Origin of the sequence: Metabacillus litoralis (assembly GCF_007994985.1) — a bacterium.
Classification (GTDB): domain Bacteria; phylum Bacillota; class Bacilli; order Bacillales; family Bacillaceae; genus Metabacillus; species Metabacillus litoralis.
This window is the reverse complement of sequence record NZ_VOQF01000014.1, coordinates 1-18,002: the sequence shown is the minus strand read 5'-3', so window position 1 is coordinate 18,002 and position 18,002 is coordinate 1. Positions and strand designations below refer to the sequence as shown.

General features: G+C 36.8%; 12 protein-coding genes. All 12 read right to left on the bottom strand.

What is annotated here, in order from left to right; all coding sequences use genetic code 11:
* Positions 1-36 precede the first annotated feature (36 nt).
* The 12 genes from FS935_RS18780 to FS935_RS18725 all read right to left on the bottom strand — a co-directional run bounded on the left by FS935_RS18780 (position 37) and on the right by FS935_RS18725 (position 17,818).
* Complete coding sequence (locus tag FS935_RS18780; RefSeq protein ID WP_146950186.1) at positions 37-879, bottom strand: carbohydrate ABC transporter permease; 843 nt, start codon at positions 877-879, stop codon at positions 37-39.
* Complete coding sequence (locus FS935_RS18775; RefSeq protein ID WP_146950185.1) at positions 879-1,820, bottom strand: carbohydrate ABC transporter permease; 942 nt, start codon at positions 1,818-1,820, stop codon at positions 879-881. The genes FS935_RS18780 and FS935_RS18775 overlap by 1 nt, the downstream gene beginning before the upstream one ends.
* A gap of 77 nt (positions 1,821-1,897) precedes the next feature.
* On the bottom strand, positions 1,898-3,199 hold the full coding sequence (locus FS935_RS18770) for an ABC transporter substrate-binding protein (RefSeq protein WP_146950184.1): 1,302 nt from the start codon (positions 3,197-3,199) through the stop codon (positions 1,898-1,900).
* Positions 3,200-3,684: 485 nt separating this feature from the next.
* The gene (gene pyrG, locus FS935_RS18765; RefSeq protein ID WP_146950183.1) at positions 3,685-5,292 is read right to left on the bottom strand and encodes a CTP synthase; all 1,608 of its coding nucleotides are present in this window, start codon (positions 5,290-5,292) and stop codon (positions 3,685-3,687) included.
* Between the two features lie 344 nt (positions 5,293-5,636).
* Positions 5,637-6,164, bottom strand: coding sequence for a DNA-directed RNA polymerase subunit delta (gene rpoE, locus FS935_RS18760; protein ID WP_146950182.1), 528 nt, complete (start codon positions 6,162-6,164; stop codon positions 5,637-5,639).
* 624 nt (positions 6,165-6,788) lie between these two features.
* Positions 6,789-10,049, bottom strand: coding sequence for a fused isobutyryl-CoA mutase/GTPase IcmF (gene icmF, locus FS935_RS18755; protein ID WP_146950181.1), 3,261 nt, complete (start codon positions 10,047-10,049; stop codon positions 6,789-6,791).
* A 59-nt stretch (positions 10,050-10,108) separates the two neighbouring features.
* Positions 10,109-10,732 (bottom strand): TetR/AcrR family transcriptional regulator, encoded by a 624-nt coding sequence (locus FS935_RS18750; RefSeq protein WP_146950180.1) that lies wholly within the window; start codon positions 10,730-10,732, stop codon positions 10,109-10,111.
* A gap of 61 nt (positions 10,733-10,793) precedes the next feature.
* The gene (locus tag FS935_RS18745; protein ID WP_146950179.1) at positions 10,794-11,933 is read right to left on the bottom strand and encodes an acyl-CoA dehydrogenase; all 1,140 of its coding nucleotides are present in this window, start codon (positions 11,931-11,933) and stop codon (positions 10,794-10,796) included.
* Between the two features lie 343 nt (positions 11,934-12,276).
* Positions 12,277-13,413: an acyl-CoA dehydrogenase gene (locus tag FS935_RS18740; protein WP_146950178.1), complete on the bottom strand. Its 1,137-nt coding sequence runs from the start codon at positions 13,411-13,413 to the stop codon at positions 12,277-12,279.
* 76 nt (positions 13,414-13,489) lie between these two features.
* A complete protein-coding gene (locus tag FS935_RS18735; protein WP_146950177.1) occupies positions 13,490-14,338 on the bottom strand; it encodes a 3-hydroxybutyryl-CoA dehydrogenase in 849 nt (282 codons plus the stop codon).
* A 37-nt stretch (positions 14,339-14,375) separates the two neighbouring features.
* Entirely contained in the window at positions 14,376-15,554 is a 1,179-nt protein-coding gene (locus FS935_RS18730) for an acetyl-CoA C-acetyltransferase (RefSeq protein ID WP_146950176.1), read from the bottom strand.
* Positions 15,555-15,703: 149 nt separating this feature from the next.
* Positions 15,704-17,818, bottom strand: a complete 2,115-nt coding sequence (locus tag FS935_RS18725) for a (Fe-S)-binding protein (protein ID WP_146950175.1) — start codon at positions 17,816-17,818, stop codon at positions 15,704-15,706.
* Positions 17,819-18,002: the final 184 nt, after the last annotated feature.

The following is an 18,002-nucleotide window of genomic DNA, read 5'->3' as shown; positions in this document are numbered from 1 at the left end:
AATGTCCTTCTACAATGAATATATTGGTAAGAAGAGTTACTTAACTGCTCCATCTGTAATACTTGAAATAAATAATCTATTAAACAGTAAGAAAATGATAATTAATGGTACAGTCGCCCAGAAAACACCTGATAGTATCATTCCAAAGTCGATATTGAACGTATTACTTAAATTCGCTAACGCAACTTGTATTGTATACATCTCTGGATCTCTTAAAATCGTAAATTGCCATAGGAATTCTCCCCATACAGCTGTAAAGACTATGATTCCTAATGTTGCAAATGCAGGTAGTATAATTGGCAAGACAATACTTCTGTAGATTCTGAAGTTAGAGCAACCATCAAGCTTTGCTGCCTCTATAAGTTCATCTGGCACTGATCCTGTCACATATTGTCTCATCAAGAAGATTCCTAAAGGATTCAAGAAGAACAATAGTGCTACCCCTTGCAAGGTATCCAATAATCCTGCTTTTGAAATTAAGTAGAATTGTGGAATTAACCCAAGCTGTGGTGGGATAACCATTGTTAATAGAATACCTATAAACAATGCATTCTTTCCTGGAAACTTGAATTTAGCAAATGCAAAACCTGCTAAAGAACTAATAATCAAAACAACAATTGTTACTGACGTACATAGGATAATCGTATTCCACATTGCTTGGAAGAAATCGATTGATCCTAATACTTTTTGAAAGTTCTCAACCAACAGTTTACCCGGTGTAATTGTTGGTGGGATCGAGTTATAGGCAGAACTTGGACTTGTTGCCATAACAAACATCCAATAAAATGGAAAAAGCGAAAGCAAGGATGCTAAACTCATAAAAACATAGATTGCTATTCTTCCTAACGAAAACTTCTTTGATCCAGCTACTTCACCCATTATTTTGCCTCCTTCCTCTTCTTACCATAACCTGAAGTTAGTAATGTATTAATCGCTGAGAATACGATAATGATGATTAATAAGATAATCGCAGTTGCTGAAGCTGTACCAAAGGATTGTAGCTTGAATGCATCACGATATAAATACATCACGACAGTCATTGCTTCATCTCTAGTAAATGCAGCTGCTCCAAGGAATACCGTTGGTTCTGCGAATAATTGTAATGCTCCAACAGTTGAGAAGAAAACAGTTAGAGTGATAAATGGTTTTAATAACGGCATTGTAATATACATAAGTTGTTGAAACTTATTAGCTCCATCAATTGTTGCCGCTTCATAAAGATCATTAGAAATACTTTGGAGTCCAGCTAAATAAATAATTGTGTTATATCCAACCCATCTCCAGAAAACCATGATTGAAATGGCTATTTTTGTACCCCATTCGGAAGTCCCCCAACTTACAGGATCGAAACCAAATACACCCAATACATAGTTGGCTAGGGAAGATTCATGATTACTAAATAAAACACTAAATATGAGGGCCACTGCAACCATTGACGTAATATACGGCATGAAGATCGTAACTCTGAAGAAATTTCTAAAGCGGAGAAACGATAAGTTAAGTAAAAATGCAAGAATAATTCCTACAATTAATTGTGGAGCAGTTCCCATTAATCCAATAATCAGTGTATTATAAACAGATTTCCAAAATAGCGGATCTACTAAAACAATCTTAAAATTATTCAACCCTACAAATTCCATTGGACTTAATCCATTCCACTTTTGGAAAGCTAAATACATACTGAATAGCGCTGGATAAAGACCTACAACCGCAAAAATGATGAAGAATGGTGAAACGTATAAATACCCAGATATCATATCTTTCTTTTCTTCAGACAAAAATCTTTTGGTTTTGACTTTTTTTTCATTTGCAGAAACCATTTTCACTCCCCGTTTCCTTTATAAATTGGCTATGGTGCCCAAATGAGCACCATAACCAAAATAATTGAATAGTCAGATTAGCGACTTACTAGATCTTGTGCACGCTTAACAGCAGCTTCCCATTCTTCCTCAGGATCTCCACCAACTTGAACGTTCTTAAGTGCATTCAGAACTTCTTGGTGAACCGGGAAGTATTTCTCACCTTTATAAACAGCACCTTCGATATCTTGTGCAGCTTGTGCAAATACTTCAGAAGTTACTTGACCACCAAAGAACTCGTCTTGGTTAGAAGTGAACTCTTCCATTTCATACACAGCTGGTGCAGAAGGGAATAATCCATTGCTTTGGAAAGATTTTAATTGATTTTCAGGTGATACTAACCATTCAACAAAATCGTATGCTGCTTGAGCATTTTCTGTTTCACCTGGGATTGCAATATAAGATCCTCCCCAGTTTGCAGCAAATTCAGTTGGTAAAGTAGCTACTTTGAAATTACCAGAAGCATCTGGAGCATTACCTTCCATCCAACCTTTTAACCAACCAGCACCTAATTCTGCAGCAAATTCACCAGTGTTTACAGCATTAGACCATTCTGGTGTCCACATATCAAAGTTACCAACAATTCCTGCTTCATTTAACTCAACTGCATAATCATAAGCTTTTTTAACTGCATTTCCTTCTTCTGCAATAAGTAACTCGCCTTCAGGATTTAAATAAGTTTCTACAGCTGAATCTAAATAAGCTCTGTATGCCATTTCGATACTATCAACAAACGGTTTTCCTGTTTTCTCTTTAACTTGTAAACCAGCTTCTTTAAAAGCTTCAGGAGAACTAATTAATGCCTCTACCTCAGCAGGCTCAGTTGGTAAACCAGCTGCTTCGAAAACATCTGTACGATAGTATAAAGCTTTAGGACCTATATCTGTAGGAAGACCGAATAAGAAATCGCCATCAGCATTTTCTCCAGCATTCCATTTCCAGTCTAAATATTGATCTTGAACGTCTTTAGCTCCAAGGTCATATAAATTCGCAAAACGATCTTGCGCTACTTTGAAACGATCAAATTGATCAACCTCAAGCATCGCGATATCAGGAGCACCACTACCAGCTGATAATGCTGTAAATAATGCATCATGATGTTCTGCTGTTTCAGATGATTTAAATTTTATTGTAACATTTGGATTTTCTTCCTGGTATTCTTTTACTAATTCTTCATAACCAGTAGCACCAAAAGCCCAGAACGTTAATTCTACTTTTTCGTCTCCACCTTCGCCACCATCATTAGAAGCCCCTTCATTTCCACCGCCACTACAAGCAGCTAATGAGAACGCAAGCACTAATGTTAAACCTAAAGCTAACCATTTTTTCATGCTTTTCATCTGTATTTCCCCCTTATAATATTAATCATATTGAACCGGAAACAGTTACCTACACGAAACCGATTTCTAAAATTAGAGAATCAGTTGCAATTATTAGTAACAGAAACCGCTTTCAAGTAGAATTATATAACTTTATTACATTTTATTCAACTGTTTTTTTGATTTTTTTAAAAATTTATAAAAACCGGTTTCGTAAAATGTAATAAACATATACATATAGGCTAAATGAACGAATGATTTTTTGTTTCTTATTATTGGATATTATGCTCAATTTTTGAAAGTAGAACATAATAATAGAGGAAAAGCACAAGCTCTGATAAGTTATAGCCAAGCCCAAATAAGGATATCCTTCTTTAAGAGGTAGAAAGCCAAAGTTCACCAATACCTATATAAAATAAAAAAAAGCTAGTTGACCTCTCTTTCAATAGAAAGAGGAACAACTAGCTCTAGATTATAGCTAATTTAAGAATATATAGAAATGTGTACTAGATTTTCTCAGCAGCTGTTAATGATGCACGAACAAAATCACGGAATAAAGGCTGTGGTTTTGTTGGTCTTGATGTAAATTCAGGATGGAATTGAGATGCTACGAACCAAGGATGATCCTTAAGCTCAACAATTTCAACAAGACGACCATCAGGTGTTGTTCCTGAGAATACAAATCCTGCTTCTTCCATCACTTGACGGTATTCATTATTAAACTCGTAACGATGACGATGACGCTCATAAATCACTTCATCTTGATAAGCTTCATAAGCTTGAGTTCCTTCTACTAGCTTACTTGGTGATAAACCTAAACGTAGAGTTCCACCAAGATCCTCAATATCCTTTTGCTCTGGAAGTAAATCAATAACCGGGTATTGTGTGCTTGGATCAATTTCTGAAGAATTTGCTCCTTTTAACCCAACTACATTACGTGCAAATTCAATAGAAGCCACTTGCATTCCAAGACAAATTCCTAAGAATGGGACTTTATTCACACGAGCATATGTTGTTGCTAAAATTTTACCTTCAACACCACGATCGCCAAAGCCACCAGGAACTAAAATTCCATCAACATCCTCAAGCTGTGTTTTCACTGTATCTTCAGTTAATGTTTCTGCATTTACCCATTTGATTTCAATATCAGAATCATACTCATAACCTGCATGACGAAGTGCTTCAACAACAGAGATATAGGCATCTTGTAGTTCAACGTATTTCCCAACTAAGCCAATCTTCGTTGTTTTAGAAAGATTAGTCACTCGTTTTACAAGCTCAGTCCACTCTGTCATATCTGCTTCATTACATTGAAGCTTTAAGTGATTACAAACGATTGTATCTAAATTCTGATCTTGTAGAGCTAAAGGAATCGAATAAAGAGTTTCAGCATCACGACATTCAATAACTGCATTTGTATCAATATCACAGAATAAAGCAATTTTATCCTTCATATCTTGTGAAATTGGCATTTCTGTACGAACAACAATGACATTTGGCTGAATACCTAAGCTACGAAGCTCTTTTACACTATGCTGTGTTGGTTTCGTTTTTAATTCACCAGCAGCTTTAATATATGGAATAAGCGTACAGTGGATATACATTACGTTATCACGGCCGATATCACTCTTAATTTGGCGAATCGCTTCTAAGAAAGGTAGTGATTCAATATCACCAACAGTTCCACCAATCTCAGTAATAACAACATCTGCACCTGTTTCTTTACCAGCACGGAACACTCTTTCTTTTATTTCATTCGTAATATGTGGGATAACCTGAACTGTTCCACCAAGATAATCTCCACGACGTTCTTTCTTTAATACTGTTGAATAAATTTTACCTGTTGTTACGTTATTGAACTTCGTTAAGTTCACATCAATAAAACGCTCATAGTGACCTAAATCCAGATCAGTTTCAGCACCATCATTCGTTACAAAGACTTCACCGTGCTGATACGGACTCATTGTTCCTGGATCCACATTTATGTATGGATCAAACTTTTGAATTGTCACACTCATACCACGGTTTTTTAACAATCTACCTAAAGAAGCAGCTGTAATGCCTTTTCCTAAAGATGAAACAACTCCACCTGTTACAAAAATATACTTTGTCATGATCTTCCCCCTAAAGAAGCTATATGTTTTTATTTTGTACTAAATTAAAAAATAAATTTGGAAAACTTATTAGTAAAGTGTGAGGTGCTAAGCTAATGTGAAATATACTTGCAATATTTCCCTAAAAAAGGTTTCAATACTGCTTGTCCATCTTATTTATTGGAAAACGGTTCTTTATAGTAAAGGACCGTAGTTTCTCATAGTTTTTTTCTCTACAAAATAAGAAAGCTCCCTTCCAAACTAGTTGAAAGGGAGCTGTAAATGTAAAATTACAAACGATAGCTTTTTAAGAGCCCAAAATAGATTCTACCTACTGTGAAAAAGAAAGTCAAGACGATTTACTGTTATTTTTCGTCTTCCTCGTCATCTTCATCATCTTCATCTAAATCTTCGTCATCATCATCAATTAGATCATCATCATCGTCATCGATATCTGTTTCATCAATGTCGTCGAAATCATCATCTTCTTCTTCATCATCTGTATCATCGAAATCATCTAGATCATCATAATCTAAATCATCTTCTAGTTCATCAAACACTTCTTCTAAATCATCATCAGAAGCTTTAGATTTTTTCTTTTTAGGTTTTGTAACAGGTACAATTTCTTCTTCAATTTGCTCATACGGATACCAAGTACGCAGTCCCCACATGTTTTCTCCAACACAAATGAAGCGTCCATCGATATTGATGTCTGTATAAAATTGAGCTATTTTATCTTCAACCTGCTTTTTTGTAAGTCCTAGTAAAGTTGCTATTTCCTCTACTAATTCACTGAATACATAAGGCTTTTTACCTTCTATAAAAAGTTCATATGCAACCTCAACCATTGCCATTTCTTTTATTTGCTCATCTGTTAATTGTTTTAGACTCAAATACGGCACTCCCTTTCTAGGTCATCAATCTATAAATTAAGAAATAAGAACATTAGTATTATTCGTTACCATTATGTACAAATTGTAAAGTCAACAAACCATACCATTCATTATAAACAAATTCTAGTAGTTTATGCCACCTTTATAACGTAAAAAATACACAAAAATGCTTCTGCACCTTTGTGTCAGAGTTTATATTAGTGGTAGCTTTAATTAATTACTTACTTTTTAGATTATTTCTAATCAATTAAGTCACTCTGTTGTTATGATAAATACCTATTATTGGAGTTTTTTCTTAAACCCTTTGTAAAAGTATGGTGCTGGTTGATTTGCGCTACAGGTTGCTCGCTTTCCGCGGGGCGTGCGGTGAGCTTCCTCGGCGCACAGCGCCTGCGGGATCTCACCTGTCCCGCGCACCCGCAGGAGTCTCGCACCTTCCGCTCCAATCAACCTTACATTAGTTACTGCTAAAGACATATTTAAAAACTATACTTTATTAAAGAGATTTACTTAAAAATTACTTTTACTTAATTTAATGTTCTAAAAAAGTTAAAGAAGATATTCATGATAAAGTAGAATTTCATTTCATGAGCAAGTAAAATACAGTTTATACTTTATGCACCCTTACATATTCCTACGATACTGCCCGCCAACTTCATAAAGTGCTGTTGTGATTTGGCCTAGGCTTGCTACTTTTACTGTTTCCATTAGCTCTGCAAAGATATTGCCGTTTTCTATTGCTGTTCTTTTTAGTTGGTTTAGAGCTTCTTCGATTTTATCTTCGTTTGCTTTTTGGAAATTTTGTAGGTTTTTAATTTGTGTTTCTTTTTCTTCTTTAGTTGCCCTTGCTAGCTCCATGTTATCCATCATTTCTTGTGATGGTGGATTTGGGTTTAGATAGGTGTTCACTCCAATGATCGGTAGCTCACCTGTATGCTTTTTCATTTCATAATGCATCGATTCATCCTGGATTTTGCCTCGTTGATACTGAGTCTCCATCGCACCGAGTACCCCGCCACGTTCATTTATGCGGTCAAATTCTGTTAAAACAGCTTCTTCTACTAAATCTGTTAGTTCTTCGATAATAAAGGAGCCTTGAAGTGGATTTTCATTTTTTGTTAAGCCATGTTCTTTTGTGATGATCATTTGAATGGCCATTGCACGGCGAACGGATTCTTCTGTTGGTGTTGTGATTGCTTCATCATACGCATTTGTATGAAGAGAATTACAGTTATCATGCAGAGCCATTAACGCCTGTAATGTAGTACGAATATCATTAAAATCAATTTCTTGAGCGTGTAAAGATCGTCCAGAGGTTTGTACATGATACTTTAGCTTTTGACTTCTTTCATTTGCTCCATATTTATTCCTCATAACAGTAGCCCATATTCTTCTCGCTACTCTTCCAATCACTGTGTATTCTGGATCAAGGCCGTTGCTAAAGAAGAATGAGAGATTTGGTGCAAAAGAATCAATATCCATTCCTCTACTTAAATAATACTCAACATATGTGAACCCGTTTGAAAGGGTAAAAGCTAGCTGTGAAATAGGATTCGCTCCTGCTTCAGCAATATGGTAGCCTGAAATTGAGACAGAATAGTAATTTCTCACTTTATAATCGATAAAATATTGTTGAATATCTCCCATCAGTCTTAAAGCAAATTCTGTTGAAAAAATACAAGTATTTTGACCTTGATCTTCTTTTAATATATCAGCTTGAACTGTTCCTCTAACAGTTTGTAGAGTAAAGGCTTTCACTTCTTGAAACTCTTTTGCACTAAGCTGTCTTCCTAGCTCTGCTTCCTTTTTACTAACTTGCTGAGTGATTGCTGTATTCATAAACATCGCTAAAATGATTGGTGCTGGACCATTAATTGTCATCGAAACAGAAGTAGATGGTGCGCAAAGATCAAAGCCAGCATAAAGCTTCCTCATATCTTCGAGTGTACAAATACTCACACCACTTTCACCAATTTTCCCGTAGATATCTGGACGATATGCAGGATCTTCTCCATATAAAGTGACAGAATCAAATGCAGTACTCAACCGTTTTGCATCATCATCTTTTGATAAATAATGAAAACGTCGATTTGTTCGTTCTGGCGTTCCTTCTCCAGCAAATTGTCGCTTAGGATCTTCACCTTCGCGTTTGAAAGGAAAAACACCAGCAGTATATGGAAATACCCCAGGAACATTTTCTCTGTATAACCATGCCAAAATATCGCCTTCATTTTTATACTTTGGTAGCGCGACCTTAGGAATCATCAGTCCTGATAAGGATATTGTTTTTAACTTAGTCACAATCTCTTTATTTCGAATAACTGTTGTAAATGCGTCTGCGGAGTATTTTTCCTTTAGGTCATTCCAATTAATAAGCAATGCTCTTGAATCAGCTGTTAGCTTTCCTTCTAATTGCTCTTTTAAAGCTACTAAAGTTTTCATAGCATCTTCGTTATCATCTTGATCTGCAATAGCCTGGATTGTTCCTTTTACTTGAAATAACTTCGTTGCAATTTCAGCTTGATCTTCTGATAATTTATGATAATTTCTTACCGTCTCACTAATTTCTCGTAAATAATAACGACGTTCTGGTGGAATAATGACATTTTGTTTTTCAACATCTTTTACGATTGGTAGTGATGATGTCCATTGTTGATTTGTTTTTGCATTTATTAATTCTAATAGCTTTGAAAATAACGTGTTTGTACCTAAGTCATTGAATTGACTTGCAATTGTTCCGTACACAGGCATGTTATCTAAAGGCTCATCAAATAAGAGACGGCTACGCTGATATTGCTTTTGTACCTGACGTTTTGCGTCTTCAGATCCTTTGCGTTCAAATTTATTAATTACAACTAAATCTGCATAATCAAGCATATCGATTTTTTCAAGCTGTGATGGAGCTCCAAATTCACTTGTCATAATATACATAGAAAGATCACAGATTTCCGCAATTTCAGCATCACCTTGACCAATTCCACTTGTTTCAACGATTATTAATCCAAAGCCTGCACCCTTCACTACAGAAATCGCATCATGAATAGCAAGTGAAAGCTCTGATTTCGATTGACGAGTTGCTAAGCTTCTCATAAACACCCGCGGAGAAAAGATCGCATTCATTCGAATTCGATCTCCTAATAATGCTCCACCAGTTTTCTGTTTTGTAGGATCAATCGATAACACAGCAATTTTTAAATCCGGCACTTCATTTAAAAATCTTCTAATTAATTCATCTGTTAATGAACTTTTCCCAGCGCCACCTGTTCCAGTAATCCCAATGACTGGTGCAGATGAAGATATATCTTGAAGCTGTCTAAACAGCTGATCAGCATTTTGTGATGTTTCTCGTTTGGAAACCTTTGATTCTGCATATGAAATCAGCTTTGCAACAGCCTTGTGCTGCCCTTCCTTAAGGTGCTCAAGGTCGATTCTTTCATTTTCAACTGTAGAAAAATCACATTCTTTGATCATATGATTGATCATGCCTTGTAAACCAAGCTCTCTTCCATCTTCAGGAGAAAAGATTTTTGCGATTCCATATTCATGTAATTCTCTTATTTCACGGGGAATAATAACTCCACCGCCTCCACCAAAAAGACGAATATGTCCTGCACCTTTTTCCTGTAGCAGATCATGCATATATTTAAAAAATTCCACATGACCGCCTTGATAAGAGGAAATCGCTATACCTTGTGCATCCTCTTGAATTGCTGCTGCAACAATTTCTTCAACTGAACGATTATGTCCTAAATGAATCACTTCAGCTCCGCTTGCTTGTAAAATTCGGCGCATAATATTAATTGAAGCATCATGGCCATCAAATAAACTTGATGCTGTAACAAATCGAACATCATTTACTGGCTTATACACCTCTGATATTGTCATAAACATCCACCCCTGTGTTTTACGTAACACCTAAAGCTTATGCCAAAAGTGTCCGCAGACTATTTCTCCACAACCCCTTGTAGAATTAGCTTTGTTTGTAGTTCAATGTATTTTTCAAGTGTGTAATTTTTTTGAAGTGTCCATCTTCTAAACGCCCACATCTGCCCCTGAACAATAATATTGTGAGCAACCATATCACACTGCTCTTCTGTAAGTGTTAACTCGCGATTTTCCACACATCTTACAATAATTTTCTTAAACATAGCTGCCATTTCATTTTCCTTCTTTAAAACATAAGGAAGCGCATCTTTTGATAAAGACTTCGCTTCTTGATACATCACTAACACTTCATCCTGCATCACATCTACCACTTTAAAATAATTATTTATTGCCAGCTGCAAGCTCTCTATTGTACCTAGCTTCGTATCGATATTTTCTTCAAGTCGATTATGAACTTGGTCATAAATTGTGTCACACACTAAATACAGGACATCTTCCTTTTGCCTAATATATTCATATAAAGTACCAATGCTAAAACCTGCTGCTTTGGCAATTTCTCTTGTTGTTGTGCGATGAAATCCTTTTTCCTTAAAAAGAGTGACCGCTCCTTTAATCATTTGATTTCGCCGCTTCTCTATTAATTTTTCATCCTTTACAGATGCAAGAACTTCACGTTTTTCCATCTACCTCCCCACCTCTTTTCTTATGATTATCTATTAGTTCCTTTCATTTCCGTAGCATCATTTATTTTGTAATCATTCTCGAGATAACAAGTCGTTGAATTTCCTGTGTTCCTTCGTATATTTGGGTGATTTTTGCATCTCTCATAAAGCGTTCTACCGGATAATCCTTTGTATAGCCATAGCCACCAAATACCTGTACAGCTTCTGTTGTTACCTGCATTGCCGTATCACCAGCAAATAATTTTGACATAGCAGATTCTTTTCCATACGGAAGACCTTCTGATTCTAGCCATGCAGCTTGATAGGTTAATAGACGCGCAGCTTCAATGTTTGTTGCCATATCTGCTAATTTAAAGCTAATTCCTTGCTGTGCAGCGATTGGCTTCCCGAATTGCTCACGTTCTTTTGCATACGCGATTGCAGCATCTAACGCTCCTTGAGCGATTCCAACAGCTTGTGCAGCAATTCCATTTCTGCCACCATCTAATGTCATCATCGCAATTTTAAAGCCATCACCTAATTGACCAAGCATATTTTCCTTTGGCACTCTACAATCTTCAAAAATGATTTCTGTCGTAGGTGAAGATCGAATGCCCAATTTACTTTCTTTTTTACCTACTGAAAATCCAGGAAAGTCTTTTTCCACAATAAAGGCTGTTGTTCCTTTATTTTTACTAGAAGGATCTGTTATAGCAAATACGATGTAGATATCAGCAATTCCTCCATTTGTAATGAAGATTTTTGAACCATTCAACACATAATGATCTCCATCTTCTTTTGCATTTGTTCTCATTCCGCCAGCATCAGAACCAGAGCCAGGCTCTGTTAATCCATATGCACCGATTTTTTCACCCAATGCCATAGGCTTTAAGTATTTTTGCTTTTGTTCCTCTGATCCGAATTTATATAAAGGCCAGCCTGCTAATGAAGTATGTGCAGACAATGTAACCCCAGTGCTTGCACAAACTCTTGATAGCTCCTCTACCGCAATCACATATGATAAGTAATCGCTTCCAATTCCACCGTACTCTTCATCCCATGGAATACCTGTTAATCCTAAATCAGCCATTTTCTTGAACAAATCCATATCAAAGCGCTCTTGTTCATCTCGTTCTGCTGCTGTTGGTTCAACTTCCTTTTTAGCAAAATCTCGTACTGTTTTTCTTAGCATTTCATGTTCTTCTGATAGTTTAAAAAACATAGTGTTTCTCCCCTTTTCTGTTGGAAATTATCGTATTTTATTTGGTAAAACAATTTTTCTAAAGATGTTAATTAAGCAAAATATTTACAGTAATTATAGTGCAATGTAGCGGAAGAAACTTGACTCCTGCGGGCGCAGAGGAAAGGGTGAGACCCCACAGGCGCTTGCGCCGAGGAGGCTCAGCTTCCTCCCCGCGGAAAGCAAGTTTCTGGAGCGAAATGGAACGGACTCATTACGATCAGGTAAATTTTATTTAAAAGGACAAAATATAAAGATATTTCTAAAGATTATACAGTGCTATTTTCTTCAGATTTCTAAAAACAACAAGTTTACGAATATAGCTTCATTTTAATAAATGCTTACTAATCACTATTTTTTGAATTTCACTTGTACCTTCGTAGATTTCACATACCTTTGCATCGCGGAAGTATCTTTCAACTGAATAATCCTTTGTATATCCATAGCCACCAAAGACTTGTATTGCATCAGTTGACACCTCCATAGCTGCTTTAGAGGCGAGTAGCTTTGCCATTGCTGCTTGTTTTCCACAAGGTAGATTATTTTGTTTGAGCCATGCTGCTTGATAGACTAATAGCTTTGCTGCCTCAACCTTTGTTGCCATATCAGCTAGCTTAAAGGCAATTCCTTGTTGAGCGGAAATTGGTTTGCCAAACTGCTGTCTTTCTTTTGCATATAAAATTGATTTTTCTAGTGCTGCTTCAGCAATACCAAGTGCTTGTGCTGCGATGCCAATTCTTCCACCATCAAGGTTTGCCATGGCAATTTTAAAGCCTTCTCCTTCTTGACCTAAAAGATTGTCTGCTGGCACCTTTGCGTCTTCAAACATTAATGAGACGGTTCGTGATCCATTTAACCCCATCTTATGTTCATCTTTACCAATAACAAATCCGGGAGTGTCACTTTCGACGATAAAAGCTGATATCCCTTCACTTCCTTTGCCTTCACCCGTCCGTGCAAAAACGATATACGTATCTGCTTCTCCACCATTTGTGATAAACATCTTTGATCCATTTAATAGATAATGATCTCCCTTATTGACAGCACGTGTTTTCATGCTTGCTGCATCAGAGCCAGAGCTTGGTTCTGTTAAACAAAATGCGCCTAAGTACTGACCTGTTGCGAGTTTTTTCACATAGTTTTCTTTTTGTTTTTCACTTCCAAAAGCAAGTATTGGATACGTACCGACTGAAGTATGAACAGATAAGATGACAGAAAGCGTTGCACTAGCCTTTGAGATTTCATGAATAGCGATTGTGTATGCTGTAAAATCCATTCCCGCTCCACCATACTTTTCAGGAACAGGAATACCCATTAAACCTAGTGCTGCCATTTTATTTAATAATTCCCTCGGAAAAATCCCCTTTTCCATTTCCTCAACAAATGGCTCAATTTCTGATTTAGCAAATTCTCTAACCATCTTTTGCAGCATCATTTGTTCTTCTGTGAAATGTAGATTCACGCGAATCCACCCCTTTGCGTTACTTTGCACTCTAAAAAAATACCCCTTTGAATTAGAAATCTACTAGTATCGCAATTTAATAAGTATAAAAGCCTCTACCTGATTTTCTCCCTAACCAGCCAGCACTTACATACTTTCGTAACAATGGACAAGGTCGATATTTATCATCTCCAAAGCCTTCATGAAGTGTTTCCATAATATATAAACATGTATCAAGACCGATGAAATCAGCTAAAGTTAAAGGTCCCATTGGATGGTTCATTCCTAGCTTCATCACTTCATCAATTGCTTCTGGCTCGGCAACACCTTCATAAACGGTATATATTGCTTCATTAATCATCGGCATTAAAATTCGGTTCGAAACAAAGCCTGGAAAGTCATTTACTTCAACTGGAACTTTGTTTATCTTCTCTGTTAAATTCTTAATTTGGTCAAAAACTTCATCTGCTGTTGCTAGACCACGAATGATTTCGACTAATTTCATCACAGGTACAGGATTCATAAAATGCATTCCAATGACTCTTTTTGGTCTATTTGTCGCAGCAGCTATTTCAGTAATTGGTAGTGATGATGTATTTGTTGCTAAAATCGTATGATCTGGTGTTAGTTTATCTAGTTCCTTAAAGAGCTTTGTTTTAATTTCCATTTTTTCAACAATTGCTTCTATAACTAAATCAACGGAGCTTGCGTTTGAGAGGTTAACTGAGGTTGTTAATCTTTGTTGTGTTTCATTTTTCTCATTCTCGGACATTTTTCCTTTTTCTACTAATCTAGTAAGCTGTTTATCAATCGAATTTATTCCTTTCTCAACAATTTCTTCTGATATATCATGTAGAACAACTTCTATCCCTGACATCGCACAAACCTGGGCAATGCCTAATCCCATCTGCCCAGCTCCAACAACCATTATTTTATCTATACTCATTTCTTATCTCCCCTAAAAAATGACGTTAATTTTCACCTCAAACTTGAATCATGATCGCATCACCTTGCCCACCGCCGCTACAAATCGCAGCAATTCCAATGCCTCCACCTCTGCGCTTTAATTCATGAATGAGTGTTATGATGATTCTCGCTCCACTTGCTCCGATTGGATGTCCAAGTGCAACGGCTCCACCGTTTACATTTACTTTTTCAGGATCTAAGTTAGCTAGTTGATTTGCAGCTAGTGCAACTGTTGCAAAGGCTTCGTTAATTTCAAATAAATCAATATCTTCAACACTTTTACCTGCTTTGTTTAAAAGTTCATTAATAACAAGACCTGGCGTTTTAGGAAAATCCTTTGCTTCAACAGCGATTGCCGTATGAGCTAAAATTGTTGCTAGTGGTTGTAAGCCTTCCTTTTGTGCACGCTCATCACTCATTAATACAAGTGCAGCTGCTCCATCATTAATTCCCGGGGCATTTCCAGCGGTAATTGTGCCATCATGATCAAATACAGGTGCTAGCTTTGATAATCTCTCAATTGATGTGTCTTTTCGTGGCGCTTCGTCTTGATCAACGATTATTGGATCACCTTTTCGTTGTGGAACAGGCACGGATACAATTTCTTCCGCTAATAATCCTGCTTCTTGTGCTCGTACTGCTCGCTGATGGCTTCTTAATGCCCATTCATCCTGCACTTGACGAGTTAGCTCTAAATCTTTTGAGGTACTATTTCCGTAAGTGCCCATATGTACACCTGTGAAGCTACATGTTAAGCCATCATGAATCATGGAATCCTTTACTGCACTATCTCCCATCTTTAAGCCCCATCGTGCTTTTGGTAATAAATAAGGAGCATTGCTCATCGATTCCATACCACCAGCAACGATTACTTCTTCATCACCAGCTCTAATCACTTGATCTGCTAATGTCACACTTCTTAATCCTGATGCACATACTTTATTAATTGTTTCCGTTTTTACATTCCACGGCAAATCTGCAGCACGGGCAGCCTGACGAGAAGGAATTTGCCCTTGCCCACCTTGTAGTACATTCCCTAAAATCACTTCATCCACTTTCTCTCCATCAACATTTGCTCTTTTTAAAGCTTCTTTAATTGCAATGCCTCCTAGTTCAGCAGCTGTTAAAGAAGATAGTGTACCTCCGAACTTTCCAACTGGTGTTCTTACACCACTTAAAATCACTGTTTTTGTCATAGTTAACTTCCTCCTCAAATAAAGATAAAATTTTATCTAATAGCAAGCGCTTACATAATTGACTGAACGCTCGCTCGATTTCTTACGATTTTGAAGAGGGGGTCTGACCCCCTCTCTTCATTTTATGATCGTTTTTCTTCCTAAATAACTTAAGAAACTAATTCTTTTATTTCACCAAAAATCGATTTTTCCAGTAGCTCTGCTACATCATAAGTGCTTACCGTTTCTTCTACTTCTTTTGCTTTTGTTCCATCACTTAACATTGTTAAGCAATATGGACAGCCTGCACTAATGACAGATGGCTTAACAGCTAATGCTTGTTCTGTTCTCGCTACATTAATTCTACTGCCTGTATCTTCTTCCATCCACATCAGTCCACCACCAGCTCCACAACACATTCCTTTGTCGCGGTTACGCTCCATTTCAACAAGCTTCACACCTGGAATTGCTTTTAGAATATCTCGTGGTGCATCATATACCTCATTGTATCTTCCTAAATAACAGGAATCATGGAAGGTAATTGTTTCTTCAACAGCAAGCTTTGGTTTTAGCTTTCCTGATTTCACTAGCTCAGCTAGCAATTCTGTATGATGGAAAACCTCTGCTTCTAGTCCAAAGTCAGGATATTCATTTTTGAAAATATTGTACGCATGTGGATCAATTGTAACGATCTTTTTGATGTCATTTTTCACAAACTCATCAATGTTCTTTGTTGCAAGCTCTTGGAATAAAAATTCATTTCCTAGACGACGTGGTGTGTCTCCTGAATTTTTCTCTTTATTACCAAGAATCGCAAATTTCACACCAGCTTCGTTAAGTAGTTTTGCAAAAGAAAGAGCAATCTTTTGACTACGATTATCGTAAGATCCCATAGATCCAACCCAGAATAAGTATTCAAACTCTTCTCCAGCTTTGCTCATTTCCTTAACAGTAGGTACAACAACATCTTCTCGTGCTTCACGCCATGTTTCTCGCTCTTTACGATTAAGACCCCACGGATTTCCCTGACGCTCAATATTTGTCATCGCACGTTGTGCATCAGCATCCATTTTTCCTTCTGTTAAAACTAAATAGCGACGCATATCAATAATTTTATCAACATGCTCATTCATAACTGGACATTGATCTTCACAGTTACGACAAGTAGTACAAGCCCAAATTTCTTCTTCTGTAATTACATCACCAATTAATGATGGACTATAGTCAACTGCTGTTGCTGCAGATTCATTTGCACCAGCACCAGAAGCCATCATAGCGATTTGATTACCTTTTGTCCCACTAAATGCAACCGCAGGTACCCAAGGCTGTTTCTGTGTAACAGCAGCTCCTGTGAAGGTTAAATGATCTCTTAATTTTAGAATCAAATCCATCGGAGAGAGAATTTTACCTGTACCTGTTGCTGGACACATATTTGTACAGCGTCCACACTCTACACAAGCATATAAATCAATCAGTTGTGGTTGTGTAAAGTCTTCAATTCTCCCTACACCAAACGATTCTTGTGTTTCATCTTCAAAGTCAATTTTCTCAAGCTTTCCTGGATTTGAAACACGGTTAAAATAAACATTTGCCGGTCCAGCAATTAAATGTGCATGCTTTGATTGTGGAACATACACTAAGAACGTTAATAAAAATAATAAGTGAATCCACCAAGCAATATAGAAAATAACGATCGAGCCTGTTTCTCCAACAAAGCTAAGTAAAAATGCAAATGAAGAAGCAATAGGTTCTGACCATGTTAAATCATGACCATGCCAGACAAGACCCATCCCATTTCCTAGTAATACAGATAACATAAGTCCACCAATAAAGATCAGTACTAAACCTGATTTAAAGCCACGCTTAAGTCGAACAAGTTTTTCAACATATCTTCGATGAAATGCCCAAACGACCGCAACTAAAATCATAAATGTGATAATCTCTTGGAAAAATGTAAACGCAGGATACAGTGGTCCTAATGGTAAATGTGCACCAGGTATCAGTCCTTTAATAATAAAATCAAGTGCTCCAAATTGAACAAGAATAAAGCCATAAAAAAACATCACATGGATAATTCCACTTTTCTTGTCTTTCAATAACTTTTTCTGACCAAATACATTCACCAAAATCTTTTCGAATCTTTCCTTTACCTTGCCATCAAATTCAACTTTTTTTCCAAGCTTAATGTAAGCCATCCTTGTACGAATTAAGTAAACAAATAAATGTACAGCGTAAGCGGTTACAATTAAGAATGCAATAAAATTCACCCATAAAAGTGCATCCATCTCAATTTCCCCCAATCTCCCAGTTGTAACAATACTTCTTGGTCACTACCCCTAAAACTCTTCCCTTTTTAACTATACCTCTATGATAATAAATGAATGAGCATTCAGTCAATAGTTTTTTTGGTGCCTGTGGTCAAGCCCCCAATAAATAGACACATGTAAAATACGACATTTTACACTGCAC

What these genes read in the sequence shown, in the direction of transcription:
- FS935_RS18735 (WP_146950177.1), bottom strand. Translation starts at nt 14,338, where the DNA reads ATGAGTATAGATAAAATAATGGTTGTTGGAGCTGGGCAGATGGGATTA.
- FS935_RS18745 (WP_146950179.1), bottom strand. Translation starts at nt 11,933, where the DNA reads ATGTTTTTTAAACTATCAGAAGAACATGAAATGCTAAGAAAAACAGTA.
- FS935_RS18730 (WP_146950176.1), bottom strand. Translation starts at nt 15,554, where the DNA reads ATGACAAAAACAGTGATTTTAAGTGGTGTAAGAACACCAGTTGGAAAG.
- pyrG (WP_146950183.1), bottom strand. Translation starts at nt 5,292, where the DNA reads ATGACAAAGTATATTTTTGTAACAGGTGGAGTTGTTTCATCTTTAGGA.
- icmF (WP_146950181.1), bottom strand. Translation starts at nt 10,049, where the DNA reads ATGACAATATCAGAGGTGTATAAGCCAGTAAATGATGTTCGATTTGTT.
- FS935_RS18750 (WP_146950180.1), bottom strand. Translation starts at nt 10,732, where the DNA reads ATGGAAAAACGTGAAGTTCTTGCATCTGTAAAGGATGAAAAATTAATA.
- FS935_RS18725 (WP_146950175.1), bottom strand. Translation starts at nt 17,818, where the DNA reads ATGGATGCACTTTTATGGGTGAATTTTATTGCATTCTTAATTGTAACC.
- FS935_RS18780 (WP_146950186.1), bottom strand. Translation starts at nt 879, where the DNA reads ATGGGTGAAGTAGCTGGATCAAAGAAGTTTTCGTTAGGAAGAATAGCA.
- FS935_RS18775 (WP_146950185.1), bottom strand. Translation starts at nt 1,820, where the DNA reads ATGGTTTCTGCAAATGAAAAAAAAGTCAAAACCAAAAGATTTTTGTCT.
- FS935_RS18770 (WP_146950184.1), bottom strand. Translation starts at nt 3,199, where the DNA reads ATGAAAAGCATGAAAAAATGGTTAGCTTTAGGTTTAACATTAGTGCTT.